The sequence below is a fragment of the Streptomyces sp. JNUCC 63 genome, from assembly GCF_054366325.1.
The window spans coordinates 7,614,978-7,634,612 of sequence record NZ_CM135963.1 but is presented as its reverse complement, the minus strand read 5'-3'; the positions used below and the strand labels follow the sequence as shown (position 1 = coordinate 7,634,612).

General features: G+C 69.1%; 17 protein-coding genes. 3 read left to right on the top strand and 14 right to left on the bottom strand.

All coding sequences use genetic code 11. The features are described from left to right. Positions 1–90 precede the first annotated feature (90 nt). The gene (locus ACX25U_RS35285; protein ID WP_454386039.1) at positions 91–297 is read right to left on the bottom strand and encodes a hypothetical protein; all 207 of its coding nucleotides are present in this window, start codon (positions 295–297) and stop codon (positions 91–93) included. A gap of 68 nt (positions 298–365) precedes the next feature. On the opposite strand from ACX25U_RS35285, the gene fdh reads away from it, so the two are divergent. From fdh to nrfD, 3 genes are read left to right on the top strand one after another with little or no spacing between them, the layout of a single operon-like run. Then, complete coding sequence (gene fdh / locus ACX25U_RS35280; RefSeq protein WP_454386037.1) at positions 366–3,656, top strand: formate dehydrogenase; 3,291 nt, start codon at positions 366–368, stop codon at positions 3,654–3,656. Then, positions 3,653–4,672, top strand: a complete 1,020-nt coding sequence (locus ACX25U_RS35275) for a 4Fe-4S dicluster domain-containing protein (RefSeq protein WP_454386035.1) — start codon at positions 3,653–3,655, stop codon at positions 4,670–4,672. The genes fdh and ACX25U_RS35275 overlap by 4 nt, the downstream gene beginning before the upstream one ends. Continuing rightward, positions 4,669–5,721 (top strand): NrfD/PsrC family molybdoenzyme membrane anchor subunit, encoded by a 1,053-nt coding sequence (gene nrfD, locus ACX25U_RS35270; protein ID WP_454386033.1) that lies wholly within the window; start codon positions 4,669–4,671, stop codon positions 5,719–5,721. Before ACX25U_RS35275 ends, nrfD begins: the two co-directional genes overlap by 4 nt. Positions 5,722–5,725: 4 nt before the next feature. Here the strand turns inward: nrfD and ACX25U_RS35265 are convergent, their stop codons facing one another. The 13 genes from ACX25U_RS35265 to ACX25U_RS35205 all read right to left on the bottom strand — a co-directional run bounded on the left by ACX25U_RS35265 (position 5,726) and on the right by ACX25U_RS35205 (position 19,600). After that, the gene (locus ACX25U_RS35265) at positions 5,726–6,544 is read right to left on the bottom strand and encodes a fumarylacetoacetate hydrolase family protein (protein ID WP_454386031.1); all 819 of its coding nucleotides are present in this window, start codon (positions 6,542–6,544) and stop codon (positions 5,726–5,728) included. Between the two features lie 45 nt (positions 6,545–6,589). Continuing rightward, the gene (locus tag ACX25U_RS35260; protein WP_454386029.1) at positions 6,590–7,780 is read right to left on the bottom strand and encodes an acyl-CoA dehydrogenase family protein; all 1,191 of its coding nucleotides are present in this window, start codon (positions 7,778–7,780) and stop codon (positions 6,590–6,592) included. Beyond that, entirely contained in the window at positions 7,777–8,373 is a 597-nt protein-coding gene (locus ACX25U_RS35255; protein ID WP_454386027.1) for a flavin reductase family protein, read from the bottom strand. Before ACX25U_RS35255 ends, ACX25U_RS35260 begins: the two co-directional genes overlap by 4 nt. 113 nt (positions 8,374–8,486) lie before the next feature. Next, positions 8,487–9,860 carry a purine-cytosine permease family protein gene (locus ACX25U_RS35250; RefSeq protein ID WP_454386026.1) on the bottom strand — a complete coding sequence of 458 codons (1,374 nt, stop codon included), beginning with the start codon at positions 9,858–9,860 and terminating at the stop codon, positions 8,487–8,489. A 165-nt stretch (positions 9,861–10,025) separates the two neighbouring features. Then, positions 10,026–10,427, bottom strand: coding sequence for a RidA family protein (locus ACX25U_RS35245; RefSeq protein ID WP_454386024.1), 402 nt, complete (start codon positions 10,425–10,427; stop codon positions 10,026–10,028). Positions 10,428–10,438: 11 nt separating this feature from the next. Then, a complete protein-coding gene (locus tag ACX25U_RS35240; RefSeq protein ID WP_454386023.1) occupies positions 10,439–11,989 on the bottom strand; it encodes an aldehyde dehydrogenase family protein in 1,551 nt (516 codons plus the stop codon). A 57-nt stretch (positions 11,990–12,046) separates the two neighbouring features. Beyond that, positions 12,047–12,469 carry a cupin domain-containing protein gene (locus ACX25U_RS35235; protein ID WP_454386022.1) on the bottom strand — a complete coding sequence of 141 codons (423 nt, stop codon included), beginning with the start codon at positions 12,467–12,469 and terminating at the stop codon, positions 12,047–12,049. A 3-nt stretch (positions 12,470–12,472) separates the two neighbouring features. Next, positions 12,473–13,222, bottom strand: coding sequence for an RraA family protein (locus ACX25U_RS35230; protein ID WP_454386020.1), 750 nt, complete (start codon positions 13,220–13,222; stop codon positions 12,473–12,475). Further along, complete coding sequence (locus ACX25U_RS35225; protein ID WP_454386019.1) at positions 13,219–14,154, bottom strand: VOC family protein; 936 nt, start codon at positions 14,152–14,154, stop codon at positions 13,219–13,221. Before ACX25U_RS35225 ends, ACX25U_RS35230 begins: the two co-directional genes overlap by 4 nt. A 96-nt stretch (positions 14,155–14,250) precedes the next feature. After that, the gene (locus ACX25U_RS35220) at positions 14,251–15,816 is read right to left on the bottom strand and encodes a 4-hydroxyphenylacetate 3-hydroxylase N-terminal domain-containing protein (protein ID WP_454386017.1); all 1,566 of its coding nucleotides are present in this window, start codon (positions 15,814–15,816) and stop codon (positions 14,251–14,253) included. 418 nt (positions 15,817–16,234) lie between these two features. Then, positions 16,235–17,140 carry a LysR family transcriptional regulator gene (locus ACX25U_RS35215; protein WP_454386015.1) on the bottom strand — a complete coding sequence of 302 codons (906 nt, stop codon included), beginning with the start codon at positions 17,138–17,140 and terminating at the stop codon, positions 16,235–16,237. 202 nt (positions 17,141–17,342) lie between these two features. Next, on the bottom strand, positions 17,343–19,082 hold the full coding sequence (locus tag ACX25U_RS35210; protein WP_454394654.1) for an MFS transporter: 1,740 nt from the start codon (positions 19,080–19,082) through the stop codon (positions 17,343–17,345). A gap of 122 nt (positions 19,083–19,204) precedes the next feature. Continuing rightward, on the bottom strand, positions 19,205–19,600 hold the full coding sequence (locus tag ACX25U_RS35205) for a MarR family winged helix-turn-helix transcriptional regulator (protein WP_454386013.1): 396 nt from the start codon (positions 19,598–19,600) through the stop codon (positions 19,205–19,207). Positions 19,601–19,635 lie beyond the last annotated feature (35 nt).

Below are 19,635 nucleotides of genomic sequence, written 5' to 3'. Positions count from 1 at the left end.
GCATCAAGATCCACATCGTCGCGGAAATCCATCGTTCCTTCGTCTCCTGGGCGTCGGTGACCGCTCCATCGTGCACAGGAGACTCAAGTGTCACACCGGCCAGTCACCCACGGTGAAGAACATGGCCGCGCCCGGCGCCGAGAGGACCAGGCAGGCGATCGTCACGCCGGCGTTCGGCCGGGGATCATTGCCGCGGTAGCGGCTCCAGCCGATGGCGCACCAGTGGATGCCGTATGCCGAGAACGCGAGCGCGGCCATGTACAGCGGCGGTTCCCCGAACACCTGGAACCACGTCACCGACTTGCGGAACCCAGCTCCCGCGTTAGCGTCGAAACCGGTGAACGCCCCGAAGAAGGAGCAGGCACATGAGCCTGGAACGGTGGATCGGCGCGTGGCCGGTGTACCGGCAGATCACAGGAGCGGACCGGCTGGGGCGGGGCAAGGCGGCCGAGTCCCGGCGTTCGGCGGGGCTCGTGCCCCGCACGGACACCGCGGACCGTGTGGTGGCCTCCGTCTGCCCGTACTGCGCGGTGGGCTGCTCGCAGCGCGTCTATGTGAAGGACGAGCGGGTCATCCAGATCGAGGGCAACCCGGACAGCCCGATCTCGCGGGGCCGCCTGTGCCCGAAGGGCTCGGCCAGCAAGCAGCTCGTCACCGGCCCCCAGCGTGAGCAGAAGGTGCTGTACCGGCCGCCGTACGGCACGGCCTGGCAGGAACTGGATCTCGACACGGCCATGGACATGGTGGCCGACCGGGTGCTGGACGCGCGCCGCAGGGGCTGGCAGGACACCGACTCGGCCGGAAACACGCTGCGCCGCACCATGGGCGTCGCCAGCCTGGGCGGCGCCACCCTCGACAACGAGGAGAACTACCTGATCAAGAAGCTGTTCACCGCCCTCGGCGCGTTGCAGATCGAGAACCAGGCGCGCATTTGACACTCCGCCACCGTTCCCGGTCTGGGAGCCTCGTTCGGACGCGGCGGCGCGACCGACTACCAGCAGGACCTGGCCAACGCCGACTGCATCGTCATCATGGGCTCGAACATGGCCGAGGCCCATCCGGTCGGGTTCCAGTGGGTGATGGAGGCCAAGGCGCGCGGCGCCAGGGTCATCCACATCGACCCGCGGTTCACCCGCACCAGCGCGCTGGCCGACCAGCACGTCACCCTGCGCACGGGCACCGACATCGCCTTCCTCGGCGGCGTGATCAACTACATCCTGTCCCACGGGCTGGAGTTCCGGGAGTACGTGCGGGCGTACACCAACGCCCCGTTCCTGCTGAGCGAGCGCTACCAGGACACCGAGGACCTGGACGGCCTGTTCAGCGGGTACGACCCGGCCACCGCCTCCTACGACGCCTCCAGCTGGGCGTACGAGAGCATCGAGGCGGCCGGACGCGCGGGCGCCCGGAACAAAGAGCAGTCCGCGCCGTACCAGCACGGCGCCGGAGGTCCGTCCGTCGAGGGCGGCGCGGGCGACATCGCGAGCGATCCGACGCTGGAGCATCCCCGCTGTGTGTTCCAGGTTCTCAAGCGACACTTCTCCCGCTACACGCCCGAGATGGTGGAGCGGATCTGCGGCGTGCCCCGGGAGCGGTTCCTGGAGGTGTGCCGGGCCTGGACCGAGAACTCCGGCCGGGAGCGCACCGCGGCGCTGGTGTACAGCGTGGGCTGGACCCAGCACTCGGTCGGGACCCAGTACATCCGGGCGGGGTCGGTCATCCAGCTGCTGCTGGGCAACATCGGCCGGCCGGGCGGCGGGATCTTCGCGCTGCGCGGGCACGCCAGCATCCAGGGGTCCACGGACATCCCGACCCTGTTCAACCTGCTGCCCGGCTATCTGCCGATGCCGGACACCACGCACGAGAACCTGGCCGCCTACCTGGACGCCATCCGCCGCCCCGGCCAGAAGGGGTTCTGGGGCAACGCGGACGCCTACACGGTCTCGCTGCTCAAGGAGTACTGGGGCGAGGCGGCAACAGCGGAGAACGACTACTGCTTCGACTACCTGCCGCGGATCAACGGCGACCACGGCACCTACCGCACCACCATGGACATGATCGACGGGAAGGTCTTCGGCTACTTCCTGCTCGGCCAGAACCCGGCGGTGGGCTCGGCCCACGGCCGCCTGCAGCGTCTGGCCATGGCCAATCTGGACTGGCTGGTCGTCCGGGACCTCGTCATGATCGAGAGTGCCACGTTCTGGAAGGACGCCCCCGAGATCGAGACCGGGGAGATCGTGCCCGAGCGCTGCCGCACCGAGGTCTTCTTCTTCCCCGCCGCCTCGCACGTGGAGAAGTCCGGCACCTTCACCCAGACCCAGCGGATGCTGCAGTGGCGGGACCAGGCCGTCGAGCCGAGCGGCGACCAGCGCTCGGAGCTGTGGTTCTTCTACCACCTCGGCAGGCTCGTCAAGGAGAGGCTGGCCGGCTCGGCCGACGAGCGCGACCGCCCCGTCCTCGACCTCGCCTGGGACTACCGGACCGAGGGCGACGAGCCGTCCGCGGCCGATGTGCTGCGTCACATCAACGGCATCGACCTGCGCAGCGGACGCACCGTCGACAGCTACGTCGACCTGAAGGCCGACGGCACCACCGCCTGCGGCTGCTGGATCTACAGCGGGGTCTACGCCGACGAGGTCAACCAGGCCCGGCGCCGCAAGCCCCGGTTCGAGCAGGGACCGTACGAGGCGGAATGGGGCTGGACCTGGCCGCTGAACCGGCGCGTGCTCTACAACCGCGCCTCGGCCGACCCGCAGGGGCGGCCCTGGAGCGAGCGCAAGGCCCTGGTGTGGTGGGACGAGGAGCGCGGTGAGTGGACCGGGCACGACATCCCGGACTTCGAGAGGACCAAGCCGCCCGACCACCGGCCTCCCGAGGGGGCTTCAGGGCCCCAGGCCCTCGCCGGCGACGACGCGTTCATCATGATGGCGGACGGCAAGGCGTGGCTGTTCGCCCCGGCCGGACTGGCGGACGGCCCGCTGCCCGCCCACTACGAGCCGCACGAGTCGCCGATGCGCAACCTGCTCTACGGCCAGCAGGGCAACCCGACGCGCAAGGTGTACGGGCGCCCCGACAACCCGTCCAACCCCGCCCCGCCCGAGGCGCACAGCGAGGTGTTCCCCTTCGTGTTCACCACGGCGCGGCTCACCGAGCACCACACCGCGGGCGGCATGAGCCGTCAGCTGCCGTACCTGTCGGAGCTTCAGCCGGAGCTGTTCGTGGAGGTGTCGCCCGAGCTGGCGAGGGAGCGCGGTCTGCGCCATCTGGACTGGGCCCATGTGATCACCAGCCGGACCGCGGTGGACGCCCGGGTCGTGGTCACCGACCGGCTGGCGCCCCTGCGGGTCGAGGACCGCATCGTGCACCAGGTCTGGATGCCGTACCACTGGGGGCCGGTGGGACTCACCAGCGGCGACGTGGTCAACGACCTGTTCGGCGTGGTGGCCGATCCCAATGTGTTCATCCAGGAGAGCAAGGTGGCGACCTGTGACGTCCGCCCCGGTCGCCGGCCGAGGGGCCCCGCCCTGCTGGAGTACGTGCAGGGCTACCGCCGCCGGGCCGGGATCACCGCGGAGACCGGCACCCGCATCGTGACGGCGGGCGACGAGGACAAGCCGGCCCACACCGAAACGGACGGCCCGGAGGAATCCCCATGACGGACGAGAACAGCCTGTACGGACCCCTCGCCGACCCCGCCGCGGACGCCGGCCACCCCGACCCGCCGCCCCGGGTGGGCTTCTTCACCGACACCTCCGTGTGCATCGGCTGCAAGGCGTGCGAGGTGGCGTGCAAGGAGTGGAACGACGTTCCCGAGGACGGCCTCGACCTGCTGGGCATGTCGTTCGACAACACCGGCATGCTCGGCGCGAGTTCCTGGCGGCACGTCGCCTTCGTCGAACAGGACCGCCCGCTGGGACGGCAGGACGCGGGACTGTCCCACCTGCCCACCGGTCCCTCCGGCACCGAGGCCACGGCCGGGGTCGTGGCCGACGCCCTGCGCGGCTCCGAACGGGGCGGCGGCGAGCTGGGCACCGGTCCGGTCGATCTCGGCTTCCCCTCCTTCGACCTGCCCGGCGCCACCGGCGGCGCCGAGACCCGTACCGAGTTCCGCTGGCTGATGTCCTCCGACGTGTGCAAGCACTGCACCCACGCGGGATGCCTCGACGTCTGCCCCACCGGGGCGCTCTTCCGCACCGAGTTCGGCTCGGTCGTGGTGCAGCCCGACATCTGCAACGGCTGCGGCTACTGCGTCTCCGGCTGCCCCTACGGGGTCATCGACCGGCGGCCCGACGACGGGCGGGCCTGGAAGTGCACCCTGTGCTACGACCGGCTGCGCGGCGGTCTGGAGCCCGCCTGCGCCAAGGCCTGCCCCACCGACTCCATCCAGTTCGGCCCGCTGGACGAACTGCGGGAGCGGGCCGACCGGCGGCTGGAGGAACTGCACGGGGCAGGCGTGGGCGAGGCACGGCTGTACGGCCGCGACCCCGACGACGGCGTGGGCGGCGACGGCGCCTTCTTCCTGCTGCTGGACGACCCGGAAGTGTACGGGCTGCCACCGGACCCGATCGTGCCCACGCGTGATCTGCCGTCCATGTGGAAGCACGCCGCCGTGGCCGCCTCCGCCCTGCTGGCCGCGTCCGCCGCCGTCTTCTGGAAGGGAGGCCGGCGATGAGTGAGGGCGAGGGAATCATGCGCGAACCGCGCAGCGACGCCGAGGCCGGCGACGTCCACGCGCGCACGTTCGGCTCGGGCGCCCGGAAGGCACGCGGCGAGCGGTCCGCCGCGCCGCGCCCCGAGTTCCGCTCCTACTACGGCCGGCCGGTGCTGAAACCACCGGTGTGGACGTGGGAGGTGCCGGCCTACCTGTTCACCGGCGGGCTGTCGGCCGGCTCCGCCCTGCTCGCCGCCGGCGCCGACCTCACGGGGCGTCCCGCCCTGCGCCGGGCGGGACGTCTGGGCGGCTTCGGCGCACTGGTGGCCAGCACGTATCTGCTGATCGCGGACCTCGGCCGGCCCGAGCGGTTCCACCACATGCTGCGGGTCGCCAAACCCAGCTCGCCGATGTCGGTCGGTACCTGGATCCTCGTGGCCTACGGACCCGGCAGCGGCCTGGCCGCCGCGGCCGAGCTGCTGCCCGCCTCGGTACACGCGGGCCTGCCCGGCCGGCTGCTGCGCCGGGCCGCCCGGCCGGCCGGTCTGTCCGCGGCCGCTCTCGCCCCGGGACTGGCCACGTACACGGCCGTACTGCTCTCCCAGACGGCCGTACCGGCCTGGCACGACGCACGCCGGCACCTGCCCTTCCTGTTCACCGGGTCGGCGGCGGCCGCCGCCGCCGGGCTCGGCATGCTGGTGGCACCGCCGGCCGAGGCGGGCCCCGCCCGACGGCTCGGCGCGATCGGCGCGGCGGCGGAAGTCGTCGCGTCCTGGCTCATCGAACACCGGCCCGGCCTGGTGCCCACGGCGTACACCACCGGCCGGGCAGGCCGGCTGCGCCGGGCCTCGGAAGGGCTGACGCTGGCGGGAGCGCTCGCGGCGGTGTCCGTCGCCCGGCGCAGCCGCCCGGCCGCGGCCGCGGCGGGACTGGCCCTGCTCGCCGGGAGCGCCCTGCAGCGCTTCGGCACCTTCGAGGCGGGCGTCGCCTCCACCAGGGACCCCGCCTATGTAGTCGTCCCGCAACGCGAACGCCTGGACGCGGCCGACGCCGGCCGGGAGGTCCCGTGACGCCTCAGACGATCGGCGTGGACACGGTGCCGATCCCGTCGATGGTCACCTCGACCCGGTCCCCGGCCTTCAGGTACTGCTGCGGCGTGCGGGCCCTGCCCACTCCCCCGGGCGTGCCGGTGAGGATCAGGTCCCCGGGACGCAGGGGCAGCATGGTGGACACGTAGGCGACCAGGTGAGCGGGCGTGAACAGCAGGTCGGCGATCCGGTGCTCCTGGACGGGGACGCCGTTGACCGTGGTGCGCAGCACCGCGGTCGCGGGATCGAACTCGTCGGATGTGGTCATGACCGGACCCACGGGGGTGGAACGCGCCCAGATCTTGCCCTGCAGCCACTCCGTCGAGCGGTACTGCCAGCCGCGCATCGAGATGTCGTTGGCCACCGTGAAACCGGCGATGCACTCCTCCGCCTCGTCCTCGCCCACTCGGTACGCGGTGCGTCCGACGACGACGGCGAGTTCGCCTTCCCAGTCCATCTCGGGATCCTCCGCCACGGCCTCCACCGGATCGGTGGGGCCGGTCAAGGAGTCGGAGAACTTCGCGAAGAGGGTGGGGTACGCGGGAAGGTCCCTGCCCATCTCCTGGATGTGGCTGGTGTAGTTGAGGCCGGTGCACAGCACCTTCGACGGGTTCGGCACGAGCGTGTGCAGCCCGGCCTCGGCCACGCGGCGCTCCCGCCCGGTGGCGTTGCCGGCGATCTCCCGCCAGTTCTCCTGCGCCAGCAGGGAACCGACGTCGCCGTATCCGGGTATTTCGGTGAGCACCTCCCCGTCCAGGCGGGCGGCGGCCGTCCCGCCGCCGGTGCGTACAGTTGCCAGTCTCATGTCTCTTCTCTCCTGTAGTCCCGTTCGCGCCGAACCCGCATGCCGTCAGGCGCCGACGGCGGCCTGCTCGGGCACGACCAGGTCGAAGAATCCCCAGTGCGACCCGGCGGGCAGCGTGCCCGACAGCATCCGGCCGCACTTCTGCGTCACGATGTGCGAGGAACCCCGGTGCTGGCTGCCGGCGTGGCTGTCGCGGAAGAAGCGCTGCAACGTGCCGTCCCGCATGACCTGCGCACCCGCGAAACGGTGCACGAGCTGGCTGATCTCCAGTGCGGTCCGGGAGGCGAGGCTGCACGCGAGCCGCGACATCGTCTCCTGCTCGTCGTCCAGTTGGGCCCGGGCCGCGAGCGTCGACTCGTTGTCCCGCCAGGTCTCGCGCAGCAGCGCCATGGTGCCCCGCACGTGCGAGAAGTGCCGTGCGTACTCCGCGAAGAACTCGTCGCTGGTGACCGGGGATCCCCCCGCGGGGTCCTTGCGCTGCGTCAGCTCCCGCAGCTCGTCCAGCATGCGGCGTCCGACGCCCTGCGACCAGGCCGCCTGATGCAGACCGGCCATCAGGGCGGGGCTGTACACGGATCGGCCCCGCCGGGCGTGCTCCGGGCCGATACGGAAGACGAAGGCGTCGTCCACCAGCAGGTCCTCGGCCCGGTAGTCGAGGCTCGCGGTCGCGCGCAGCCCGAGCATGTCCCAGTTGTCGCTGATCCGCAGCGCCGGGCGGGGAACCAGGCAGACCAGCCGCTCACCCGTCTCCTGGACGGTCACCGCGAGATTGATGTGCGTGGCCATGGACACCCCGGGGGCGAACTGCCAGACCCCGCTCACCCGGTAGCCGCCACCGTCCCGTACGGCCTGACCGGTGAACGCGGTGGACTGCCCCGCCACCAGCGGAAACGCGTCCTCGGTGAAGAGCTCGGCCACCGCCTCGTCGCTCAGATACGTCGCCGCGGTCGCCGTCTCGCTCGCCACGGCGCGCACCAGCCACCCCAGTGAGGAGTCGGCGTGCGACAGCTTCTCCATCACCTGCAGGATCTGCAAGGGAGAGGCCGCCATGCCGCCGAGCTCGGCCGGCACCATCAGCCTGAAGATGCCGCTGGCGCGGAGTACGTCCTGCACCACCGGCGTCGGACGCCGCAGGCGCTCGCTGTCCGCGGCCTCGCGCTGCAACAGCGGGTGGATCTCGTCCAGTTCCTTCAGCAACCCGGAGATGTCCTCGGTCACCTGTGTACGGTCCGTCACGACCGGCTCCTCTCCGACTGCGCGCCGCCGTCCGTGCCACCGGCCTCCTGGGCCAGGGCGCTCCACTGGCCCCGGTAGAAGAGCAGGGGCTGGGTGTCGTCCTGCTGTCCGTAGGACATCACGCGCCCGAGGACCAGGACGTGGTCGCCGCCGTCGTACCCCGCCCACGGCGTGCACTGGAAGTACGCCAGCGAACCGTTGATCCGCGGCGCGATGTCGTCACCGACCCACTCGACGAGGTGGGCGTCCTGCGGCTTGCCCGCGAAGTGCAGCGCGGTGGCGAGCTGGTTGTCCCCGAGTACGTTGACCGCGAAGGGCCGCTCGAGCAGGTAGGTCAGCGCTCGCGAGGTCCGCTGCATGGAGACCAGGATCAGGGGCGGATCCAGGGACACCGAGGTGAAGGAGTTCACGGTGACGCCGTAGTAGCTGTCGCCGGACTGATAGGTGAGCACGACGACGCCGGTAGCGAAGTTGCCCAGAGTGTTGCGAAGCTGACGGGGATCGGCGAGCGATGGGATCGCCGCGCTCGACGCGAGGGTCCTGGCGTCGGCGGCTTTCTCATAGATCTCGGAGTCCCACATGATGTCGGTCATCCCGAACCTTCCTGGATGAGTCGTGGGTTGGATCCCTGCCCCCTGTCCGATGGCCAGGGGGCAGGGCGCCGGCAGGTGCGTCGCGTCGGGCGTACCTGCCGGCCTGGGGCAGGTCAGTGGGCTTCTTCGACTGCTTCCTCGCTCGCGACGAAGGAGGTACCGGTGCCTTCGGGCAGCCAGCTCCGCAGCACCGGGTAGACGGCGACCGCCAGCACGAAGGACACCAGGAAACCGAGAGCGAAGACGTCGGTGGCCATCAGGATCACGCCGACCGCGGCGGACAGGACCAGCGTGGCGACTCCGGCCCAGTTCCACTTCTCGACCCGGTGGGTGGCGCCGCCGGACCGCGCCCGGCGTACCAGGTAGTAGTCCGCGATCATCACGCCGCACATGCCGAGCGTCGTGGCGCCCAGGTACGCCAGGTACTGGGTGAACTTCTCCAGGATTCCGGCGGCGATCATCAGCAGGGCGATGATGTTGCCGACGACCACCATCGCCGCCCGGCCCGGCTTCCTGCCGGTGAGGGAGTCGATCAGGTTGACCAGCGAGAGCGATCCGGAGTAGGCGTTGATCGCCTGGGCCTTGGCCTGGGCCGCGTAGATGGTGACGAAGCCCGCCCAGCCCGCGAAGACGACGAAGAAGGCACCCGTGTTCTGCATGACGAACGCGTTGCCCGCGACGGCGGCCGCCTCCGGGCCCATGCCCTTGTTGTGGGCCATCAGGTAGTTGATGACCTGGGGCATGCCGCCGATCACGACGAGGGAGCCCAGGACGGTCATGACGATGTTCTGGGTGACCGGGCCGGCCACGGCCAGGACCGTCACGTCGCGCCGCGTGCGGCAGTAGCGCGCGAAGTCCGTCGTGACCAGGGCGATGGTTCCCGCCGTGGCGCCCATGACCGAGACCGCGGCCTCGAACCGCGGCCACAGGCCCCCGGGGACGACTCCCGCATAGGTGAACACGTCCATCGGGCTGGCGCCCTGGATCACATAGATGTCGACGATCATGTAGATCGTGACGAGCAGTGTGACGACGATCAGGGCGCCGGTGGCGCGCAGGGCGAGTTTGAGGCCGAAGATGGCGAGCCCGATCCACAGCAGCGTCATGCAGCCGTAGATCAGGATGCGCCATCCCCACGAGTCGGGCAGGCCGAACATCAACAGCGTGCCCTGGTAGAGGAGGGCGGACTCGACGGCGAGGAAGCCGAGGATCATGAACGCGAAGACGACCGAGCCGATCGCCGAGCCCTTGAAGCCGAATCCGAAGAACCGGGAGGTGATGGTGCTCGACATGCCGGTTTCGAAGGCCATCCGCCCCAGGGCCTTGCCGAGACCCACCGCGAAGGCCGCGATGAGGACACCGACGGTCAGGCCCACGATGAAGCCGGCGAGCACGACGGTGAAGCCGGCGATGGCGAAGATGACGAGGGCGGTGGCGACGCTGACCGGGCTGAGGGCGAGTTGGTAGCCGCTCTTGCGCTCTGTCATCGGTACGCTGACCAGGGCATGGTCTTCCGCCGCAGCCGCCAGTGACGAATCAGCCGGTCTGGGATTCCTGGTGTGTGAAGACACGGTGGTTCCTGTCCTTGTGAAAAATGTGACGCCTGCGGCGGAATTTCCATGGCCGGACCCCGCCCGATGTCGCCGCGAGGGTCAGTCCGCGCTGCAACCCGCTACGGCAATGGCCTCGATCTCGAGGAGGATCTCGGGCTTGGCCAGGGCGGAGACCTCGACCAGCGTGCAGGCGGGGAAGTCACCGGAGAAGAACTCCTGACGGGCCTTCCACACCTCGGAGTTGTCACTCATGTCCGTGACGAAGATCGTCATCTTGACGACGTCGTCCATGACCCCGCCGGCCGCTTCGACCAGGTCCTTGATCTTCTGGAAGATCACCTCGGCCTGCTCGTACGCGGTGTCACCAAGGACGGTCTCCCGGTCCTGTCCGCGCGCCGTCATTCCGGAGACCATGATCAGGTCGCCGATCCTCAGGCAGTTCGACCACATCTTGTCCGCCGGCTCCCGCACGGCGTCGGAGTAGATACGCTGCTTCTTCATCACTGTTGTCCTCAGAGGTCGATGCGGTTGTCCCACGCGGACGTTCCGCCCCAGTTCACGCACACGCTCTGGCGGCGCATGAATCCCTTCCAGGCGTCCGAACCGGCTGTACGGCCACCGCCGGTCTCCTTCTCGCCGCCGAAGGCGGAACCGACGTCGGCACCCGTCGTGCCCATGTTGATGCGCACGATTCCGCAGTCACTGCCCCGGGCCGACAGGAACGTTTCGATGTGGGTCAGGTTCGTGCTGTGCATGCCCGAGGCGAGACCCTGGGCGACGCCGTTGTGGATCTCGATGGCCTCCTCGAGATCCTCGTAGGTCAGCACGGAGACGATCGGCACGAAGGTCTCCGTCTGGGCGATCTCGAAGTGCGGCTCGACGCCCGTGACGATGGCCGGCTCGACGTACAGACCCGGGCGGTCGATCACGTTGCCGCCGTACACCACGGTGGCGCCCTCGCGTTCGGCACGGGCGAGGACCTTCTTGTAGTCCTCCACCGCGCGCTGGTCGATCAGCGGGCCGACCACGGTGTCCGGGTCGCGCGGGTCGCCGACGGTGATCTGGTCGAAGGCCTTCTTCAGCAGCTCGACCAGCTCGTCCGCGATGCTCGCGTGGGCGATGATGCGGCGGGTGCTCGTGCAGCGCTGGCCGGTCGTGCCGACCACACCGAACGTCAGCGCCTTGGCGGCGAGTTCCAGGTCGGCGGTCTCGTCGACGATGCAGCCGTTGTTGCCCGAGCACTCCAGCTGGTAGCGGCGGCCGAGTGTGGAGCCGACGATCTCGGCGACCTTCTTGCCCACGGTCGTGGAACCGGTGAACGAGATCATGGCGACACGGGTGTCGGAGACCATCTTCTCGGCGACGGCGTTGTCGTCGGGGATGAAGAGGGAGAAGACGCCTTCACACCCCATCTCCGCCGCCGCCTTGTTGACCAGCTTCTGCACGGCGATCGCGGTCAGCGGCACCTTCGGGCTCGGCTTCCAGATCACCGTGTTGCCGGCGATCGCGGAAAGGAACCCGTTCTGCGCCCACACGGCGGCCGGGAAGTTGTACGCGCTGATCAGTCCGACGACGCCCAGCGGCAGCCACTGGTCGTACATGCGGTGCTCGACACGCTGGGACTGCTGGGTGAAGCCGTACATCATCCGCGCCTGGCCGGCGGCCAGCGTCGACATGTCGATCGCTTCACGGAGTTCGCTCTTGGCCTCCATCGTCGACTTGCCGGTGTCCAGCGAGACGATCCCGGCCAGGCTCTCCAGGTTCTCCTCGAGCAACTGGCCGATCCGGCGCACGAACTCACCACGCCGCGGCGGCGGTACCATCCGCCACTTCTTCTGGGTCTCGACGGCGGCGGCCACGATCCTCTCGTAGTCCTGTCCGTCCGAAGCCGCGATCCGGCCCACGACCTCACCGTCGGCGGGGCACTGCGCCTCGATGACCGGCCGGCCCTCGACGGTTCCCCAGCCGAGCGAGTCCGCGTAGGTGCCGGAGTGCACCTGGTCCAGGCCGAATTCGGCGAGCACCTCATCGGTGTCGAACAGAGTCTTGGTGGTTTCGCTCATCATCACTTTCCATCAACGTCGCGGGTTCGGCAGGAATACGTCGGACGGGCCGGCACCTCACTCCTTGGCGAGGAAGTCCCCGATCGTCTCGTCCGTGTGGTACTCGGGCTTCTCGTAGTAGTGCGGGCCGTCGTAGATCTCGATCAGCACGCTGCGCTCGTGCGCCAGGGTCGGGCCGTGCGGGTGGTCCTTCGGGTTCATGTAGAAGGAGCCGGGACGCAGCCGGAGGCCGGAGTCGGTGTACTCGTAGTCACCCTCGAGGCAGTACATGAACTGGTTCGAGGCGTGCGTGTGCTTGGTCGGGATGGTGCCGCCCTTCTCGTACTCGAGCAGGGCGATGCTGGCGCCGGTGTCGGGGTTCTTGTGGAGGAAGTACTGGCGGAACCCGTAGTCGGGGTAGTCGATCCAGTCCTCGTCCTTGAGGTCGCCGGCGTGGATCAGCACCTCGAGTGACTTCAGGGTTGCGGGGGTGATGTCCACTGTTCACTCCAGTTCCGGGCGGCCCGCGGCCACCCACTTGTCGTATTCCTGCCGGCTCTCCTCCGTGGCGGGGAAGAGCCCGAAGATGGACCGCCCGCGCTGGATGTGGAGAGCCGCGAACTCCTCGTACGCTTCGGCGTCGGCGGCCTCCTCCGCGACTTCCGCGGCCAGGGCACGGGGGATGACCACGACGCCGTCGCTGTCGCCGAGCAGCACATCGCCCGGGTAGACCGCCACTCCGGCACAGCCGACGGGTTCGTCCAGCGCGACGGGGTGCAGGGCGATGGGCGTCGCCTTCGGCGCGTTGTCCCGCTGGTAGCACGGCAGCCCGGTCTGTCTGACGGCCGCGGAGTCCCGGTAACCGCCGTCGGTGACGACGCCCGACACACCGCGGTGCCTCAGGCGCGCCGCCATCATGTCGCCCATGGACGAAGCGGCCGTGGAGCCGAACGCGTCGATCACGAGCACCGCGCCGGGCGGGCACTCCTCGATCGCCCGGCGGTGCAGGTTGTCGCTGCGCGCGTAGTTGGCGAGGGTGTCGAGATCCTCACGGGCCGGGATGAAGCGAAGGGTGTACGCCGGGCCGACCATCGGCGGCTGGTCTGCCGCCAGCGGCCGGACGCCGCTCATCATGACGTTCCTCAGACCGCGCCGGAGCAACATGTTGGCCGCCGTGGCCGATCCCACCCGCAGCAGTTGCTCGCGCACCGTCTCCGGCAGCGGCTCGGCAGCCGCGCCCGCTTCGCCGGTCACTGGAAGAACTCCAGGGGCGGCCGGTTCCCCCACTGCGTGGTGTCGCTGGCGGTCCCGTTGAACTTGGTCGGCTGGTAGCTCGCGTCCACGGTGTCGCCGTCGGTGTAGTGCTCGATGCGGAAGCCGAACGGGTCCTTCCAGTAGTCGAAGATCTGGCTGCCGAGCAGGTGGCGGCCGACTCCGACGTCGAGGCTGTATCCCTGCTGGATGAGGTAGTCGTGCGACGACATGACCGCGTCCATGTCGGTGACCTCGAACGCGCTGTGGTGGATGCCCACCCAGTCCGACTGCAGGACGAGCATGAAGTGGTGGTCCACCAGCTGCTCGCCCAGGTCCAGCCGGACGAAGGTGCCGACGATGGGTCCCTCCTCGCCCGGCGGGAGGAAGTAGTCGGAGGGCAGGAAGTTGAATCGCTCGTTCAGCCAGGCCATGGACTCGTCGTGGTTCCTCACGTGGAGCACGAAGTGGCCCAGGCGTGCGATGGTGCACGGCGCGACGGACTGGCGGACGGAGGCATTCACGCGGTTCTTGTCACGGATGTTGTTCATCGCGAAGGGTTCCCGGTCCGCGATCGGCTCGGCCTTCCGCCGGCCCCAGATCGCGCGGATCTCGATGCCGTCGGGCATGGTCATCGAGACCTCGTAGCCACCGCCGGGTTCCGCCGACTCCCGGACCGGTGAGGATCCCGGCCTCCGGGCGAGCTCGTCGAGGTCCTCGCGAGTGGCGACCTCGATCGAGGCACCGACGAAGCGCTGCTTGTCCGCCTTGCGGGTGACGTGGATGTGGTGCTGGATGCCTGTTCCCCGCATGTACAGGGTCTGGTCGTCGCTGCCCTCGACCTTCGTCATGCCGAAGGCGGTCAGGAACTTCTCCATCACCTCGAGATCCGGCGCCTCGTAGGTGACTTGGGCAGCATCTATTGCCGTAGCCACGTGTCCTCCTGTGGTGGGGGTGAGAGCGCGGCGGCGAGCGCGGTCCATCGCCGCCGCATCGGCCTGGGCTCCCTCGACCGGGAGCCGCAAAGACGGTCAGCCCTTGAGAATGCTGACGTCGTCCGGACCCTTCAGGTCCGGCACGGTCCAGCCGTCCAGGTCGTACTCGTCCATGGCGCTCTGCGCGAAGTCCTTGCAGTAGTCGAGGAGACCGCTGCCCCGGGCGCCGAACAGGTTGGTCTGGCGCGTCACGTCGTTGCTGCCGATGTAGTTGATCTCGTACAGCTCGTGGCGGGCTCCGAACTCCGTGCCGATGGAGTCCCAGAGCATCTTCATGACCTTGACGCGCTCCTCGGCGTCGATGCCCCCCGTACCGCGCAGGTAGGTGTCCAGGTAGCCGCGGATCTCGGGGGTCTTGAAGTCGTTGGCGTGGGAGTTGAGGTAGATCAGGCCGCTGGCCACGACCTGCTCGATGATGTTCTTGATCTTCGGCATGGCCAGCTGGTTCATCACGCGGTAGGCGCCGGCGAACTGCGGGTCGGGCTGGATCATGCCGCCCTTCCACGGCACCGCGCTCTTGGCCATCGCGTCCGACAGCGCCCAGAACGTGTTGCGCCAGGCGATGACCTCGCCGAGCTGGGACATGACGCCGTGGAACTGGCCTGCTCCGGTGACGTCGAGGGCGCGGGACAGCATGCCGACCAGGAAGTCCATCTTGACGGCGAACCGGGTGCAGCCGTGCAGCGAGGCGCGCTCCAGATAGCCCGAGTGGATGTTGTACTTGTTGGCCTGCTCCAGGTCGTTGTAGATGAACGCGTTCTCCCAGGGGATGAACACGTTGTCCAGGACCAGGATCGCGTCGTTCTCGTCCAGGCGGCTCGACAGCGGGTAGTCGAACGGGCTGCCCAGCACCGCCGCGCGGTACTCGTTGGAGGTACGGCAGATCAGCTTCACGCCAGGAGCGTTGGTGGGCGTGATGAACACCGGCGAGAAGGCCGGGTCCTGCACGGCGACCTGACCCACGTGGCCGACGAAGGTGTAGTGCGTCAGGGCCGATCCGGTGGCCACCACCTTGGCGCCCGTGACGTAGAAGCCGGCGTCGGTCTCCTTGGTGACCCGGATGAACACGTCCTTGCCCGCGTCCGCACCGAGACCGCGGTCGACCGGGGGGTTCATGATGGCGTGGTTGATGTACCACGTCTTCTCCTGGGCCTTGCGGTACCAGGCGCGCGCGTTGTCCTCGAACCCGCGGTAGAACTCGGCGTTGGCGCCGAGGGTGCCGAGGAAACAGCCCTTGTAGTCGGGGGAGCGGCCCATCCAGCCCCAGGCGATCTTCTGCCACTCGGCGATGGCGTCGCGGGAGGCCACCTGCTCCTCGACGCTCTTCGGTGCCTGGTAGAAGCGGTGGGTGAAGCCTCCCCACTCCGTGGGCGCGGTGAGGATGTCCTTGCGCGCCGGATCGTGCAGGGCGTCGTACATGCGCGCGATCATGCGGGCGGAGTTGCGGAAGGCGGGGTGTTCGGCGATGTTCTCCACCCGCTCCCCGTAGATCCAGACCTCGCGGCCGTCGTTGAGGCTCTCGAGATATTCATCTCCGGTAAAGGGGAGATGATCACGGCCGGCAGGGCTGTGTGCCGACTGATTCGCGTTTCCCGTCGTCATTGACCGAGGCCCCTTCTTTTCGTGCGCGGAACCGGGTCAACCCTCGGTTCGTGCAGCCAATACGAGAGCAGCGATCGCACGAGGTTTTCCCTCTTCGATCCGAAGCTGCCTACGCCGTCGAATTGCCGGGAAGACTGGCACGGCGGTATGACGCGGAGCAAGAGAAGTGGGAAGGATTTGACAGTGCCCGGTGACGTCGGCCGACAGCCTGTCGGCCGACCGGAGCGCGACCCCGAAACCGTTTCTGAGCAGGCGTTTTGAGCGTTGGTGAGGATGCCGGGAGCAAGCAGAAGCCCACCTGAATGTGACGCATGCCACACAGAATTCACCACAGTTCATGGAGCTGTTCGCTTGACTTCTTCCCCCCTTTCCATACAGGCCTCCATGGAGGGGTATAAAGTTTCGTGTATGGCCCTACTCACCGTCCGAGCGCGCGGCGATGTTCGGCGACAACTCGAGTCGCCTGCAGCCACCGCTCCATCAATGGGGTGATCTCGGCCCCGCGCTTCCACAGGAGCGTTGCCTGCATGGGCTTGAGCCATCGCGGAGGATCGAGGAGGGCCACCGCATCGCTCTTGCCGGCCATGCGCTCGGTCACGGGGGCGACGCCCAGCCCGGCGGCGACGAAAGCGAGTGCGGTCTGCGGCGTGGAGACCTCGATGACTTCGAAGGATTCGTCGGCCTCCAAGGCTTTCTCCGCAGCGTCGGGCATGCCCGAGAAGGCGGGAATCGGGGATGGGAGAATCCAGCGGCCCCACCCTTTGCCGTCAGGGCGCTGTTCCTTCACACGATATTTTGGCACGGCAAGCTTGATATCGATCTCGATAATGGGAGACCAGTCGCAGATGTCCGCGACGAACCCAGCGAATTGTGCGGGGGCGAACGGGACACAACCCATGTCCAATTCACCGCTCTGAATTCCCTGAACGATGACATCGGGAGTGACGTCGGCCAGGCTCACATGCGCGCTGGGAGCCTGTTCGAGGAACTCCGCCAGGACGTCGGCGATGATTTCGTTGATGACCATGGGCTCCACGCCGACGTGCAGATCTCCGACCGCGCCCTCACCCATCAGCTTCAGCGTCTCGACGGCTCGGTTCCGGTCGGCCACCAGGCGCTCACCCTTGGACAGAAGGTACAGCCCGGCCTTGGTGGGATTGACGCCTTTCGCTGTCCGCTCCAGGAGACGCACCCCCAACTCCCGCTCCAGCTTCGCGATGGCGTGGCTCACCGGCGGCTGTGTCATGTTGAGATTCTTGGCGGCCTGCGAAACGGAACCCGCCTCGACGACGGCCTTGAAGTACTCGAGTTGACGAAAGTCCATGTTCCTCACCTTTCATGACTCATGAGGGATGTCAACGATCAGCCAGGTCGGGCTTGCCCGACCTGGCCTGGCCGAAATAAACGCAGTGCGCCCACTGCGCGTTTTCCCGCTCAGGGCGTGGGCGCGAGAGCGCGGGCCAGCGGTTACCCTCCGGCCCGTGCAGGAAAGGGTCACGGAAAGGACAACGGCGGCTCGTCGGCGGCTATGTGCCGTTGTGCTGCCGCCGGCGGCCGGCGTCCCCGCGGCATACGTCGGTCCGGCCGCACGCACCGCCCGGGTGCGGGGCCGGTGCGCGGCAGGCGACGGCCGGCTGCGCGGACGGCGCGGCGGCGGGCCCTGCGGGCGTCGTACCGTCGCGTCCGCGGACCAGCGAGGCCGCCGCGGCGGCCAGGGACATGGCGATGGCCAGGGAGAAGACCACGACGAGGCCGTCGTGGAAGGGCTGCGCGACGAGGTGGGGGAAGAACTCGCGCCCGGTCAGGTGGGCCTGTGCGGACGGGGAGAGGTGAGCGAGGATCGTCGGGCCCAGCAGATGCTGGACCGGGTTGTAGCCCAGGAAGGCGGCGAACAGGACGCCCACCGGTGGCAGTACGGCGACGGTGTGCGCGGCCTGCGCCGGGACGCCCTGGGCGGTCAGGCCGGAGGCCAGGGTGTGCGGCAGGGTGCCGGAGAGCCCGGCCACCATGAGCGAGAAGAAGACGCCCATGGACAGCACCATGCCGGCGTTCTGGAAGGTGGCGCGCATGCCGGAGGCAGCGCCGCGGGCGTCGGCGGGCACGCTCGACATGATGATCGCGGTGTTCGGGGCGGCGAACAGGCCGCCGCCGAGGCCGTTGAGGAAGACCAGCGCCGCGAAGACCCAGTAGGAGAAGTCGCCGGGCAGGACGAGCAGTCCGGCGAACGACACGGCCATCACCACGAAGCCGGCCGCGGCGAACAGGTGCGCACCGAACTTGTCGGACAGTGCGCCGGCGACGGGGCCGGCCAGCAGGAAGCCGATGGTCAGCGGCAGCATGTAGATGCCGGCCCACAGCGGCGTGTCGGCGTAGTCGTAGCCGTGCAGGGGCAGCCAGATGCCCTGCAGCCAGATGATGAGCATGAACTGCAGTCCGCCCCGGGCGACGGCGCCCAGCAGGGTGGCCGCGTTGCCACCCGCGAAGGCCGCGTTGCGGAACAAGCGCAGCGGGAACATCGGCTCGGGGACCTTCAGCTCGACGAGGCAGAAGACCGCGAGCATCACCGCGCCGCCGATCAGTCCGGCCAGGACCCAGGGGTTGGTCCAGCCCATGGTGTGGCCGCCGTAGGGCTGGATGCCGTAGGTGATCCCGGCGAGCAGTGCCGTCAGGCCGGCCGCGAAGGTGATGTTGCCCCACCAGTCCATGCGTCCCGGCGTACGGACACCGGTCTCGCGCAGTGATCTGTACGCCCATACGGTGCCGGCCAGGCCGATGGGCACGTTGACCCAGAAGACGGAGCGCCAGTTCCACGTCGCGAGGAACCCGCCCAGCACCAGGCCGACGAACGACCCGGCTATGCCGGCCACCATGTTCACGCCGAGGGCCATGCCGCGCTGCCGTGCGGGGAAGGCGTCGGTGAGGATGGCCGCGGAGTTGGCCATCAGCATCGAGCCGCCGACGGCCTGGGCGATGCGCCAGCCGATCAGCCACAGGGCGCCGCCCGCGCCGTGGAAGGGGTCGAGGGAGAGGACGACGGAGGTGAGCGTGAAGATCAGGAAGCCGGCGTTGTAGATGCGGACCCGGCCCAGCATGTCGCCGAGCCGGCCGAGGGCGACCACCAGCACCGCGGTGACCAGCATGTAGCCCATCAGGATCCACAGCAGGTAGCTGACGTTGGCGGGCTGGAGCGGGTCGAGCCCGATCCCGGTGAAGATGCCTGGGAGCGAGATCAGCACGATCGAGCTGTTGATGGTGGCGAGCAGCATGCCCAGCGTGGTGTTGGTCAGCGCGACCCACTTGTAGCGCGGGTGGTCCACCCCGATCCGCGTCCTGCGACCGCGTTGGCCGGCGTCGGCCCTGCCCGGTGTGCGGCCGCGCTCCTCGGTGGTCATCGCGTGCTCCCGGTGCTGTGCCGTTCGGCCGGTGGACGCGGCTGCGTGTCGTCCTCGAGCATCCGTCGCACGAGCGGCAGGGCGGTTCGCACGGCCGCTCCCAGCGCCTGTTGCTGCTCCTCGGGCAGGTCGGCCAGCAGCTGGGCCAGGCGGTCGTCGCGCGCCTGCCTGCGCTCGGCGAGTACGTCGCGGCCGGCGTCCGTGACGGCGACGAGGGTGACCCGCCCGTCCCCGGGGTCGCCGACGCGCGTCACCAGGCCCTGGCGTTCCAGACGCTGCACCAGCTGGGTCATCGACGGCTGTGTGACGCCTTCCGCCGCCGCGAGTGCGGTGAGCCGGGCCGGACCCTCACGCTCCAGCCGGGCCAGGGTCGAGGCGGCGGTGAAGCTCATTCCCCGCCGGTCCGTCACGGCCCTGACCACAGCGG

Excerpts from the sequence above, each read along its gene's own strand:
- ACX25U_RS35275 (WP_454386035.1), top strand. The coding sequence starts at position 3,653 with ATGACGGACGAGAACAGCCTGTACGGACCCCTCGCCGACCCCGCCGCG.
- nrfD (WP_454386033.1), top strand. The coding sequence starts at position 4,669 with ATGAGTGAGGGCGAGGGAATCATGCGCGAACCGCGCAGCGACGCCGAG.
- ACX25U_RS35265 (WP_454386031.1), bottom strand. The coding sequence starts at position 6,544 with ATGAGACTGGCAACTGTACGCACCGGCGGCGGGACGGCCGCCGCCCGC.
- ACX25U_RS35255 (WP_454386027.1), bottom strand. The coding sequence starts at position 8,373 with ATGACCGACATCATGTGGGACTCCGAGATCTATGAGAAAGCCGCCGAC.
- ACX25U_RS35250 (WP_454386026.1), bottom strand. The coding sequence starts at position 9,860 with ATGACAGAGCGCAAGAGCGGCTACCAACTCGCCCTCAGCCCGGTCAGC.
- ACX25U_RS35245 (WP_454386024.1), bottom strand. The coding sequence starts at position 10,427 with ATGAAGAAGCAGCGTATCTACTCCGACGCCGTGCGGGAGCCGGCGGAC.
- ACX25U_RS35240 (WP_454386023.1), bottom strand. The coding sequence starts at position 11,989 with ATGAGCGAAACCACCAAGACTCTGTTCGACACCGATGAGGTGCTCGCC.
- ACX25U_RS35220 (WP_454386017.1), bottom strand. The coding sequence starts at position 15,816 with ATGACGACGGGAAACGCGAATCAGTCGGCACACAGCCCTGCCGGCCGT.
- ACX25U_RS35215 (WP_454386015.1), bottom strand. The coding sequence starts at position 17,140 with ATGGACTTTCGTCAACTCGAGTACTTCAAGGCCGTCGTCGAGGCGGGT.
- ACX25U_RS35210 (WP_454394654.1), bottom strand. The coding sequence starts at position 19,082 with ATGCTGCTCGCCACCATCAACAGCTCGATCGTGCTGATCTCGCTCCCA.
- ACX25U_RS35205 (WP_454386013.1), bottom strand. The coding sequence starts at position 19,600 with ATGAGCTTCACCGCCGCCTCGACCCTGGCCCGGCTGGAGCGTGAGGGT.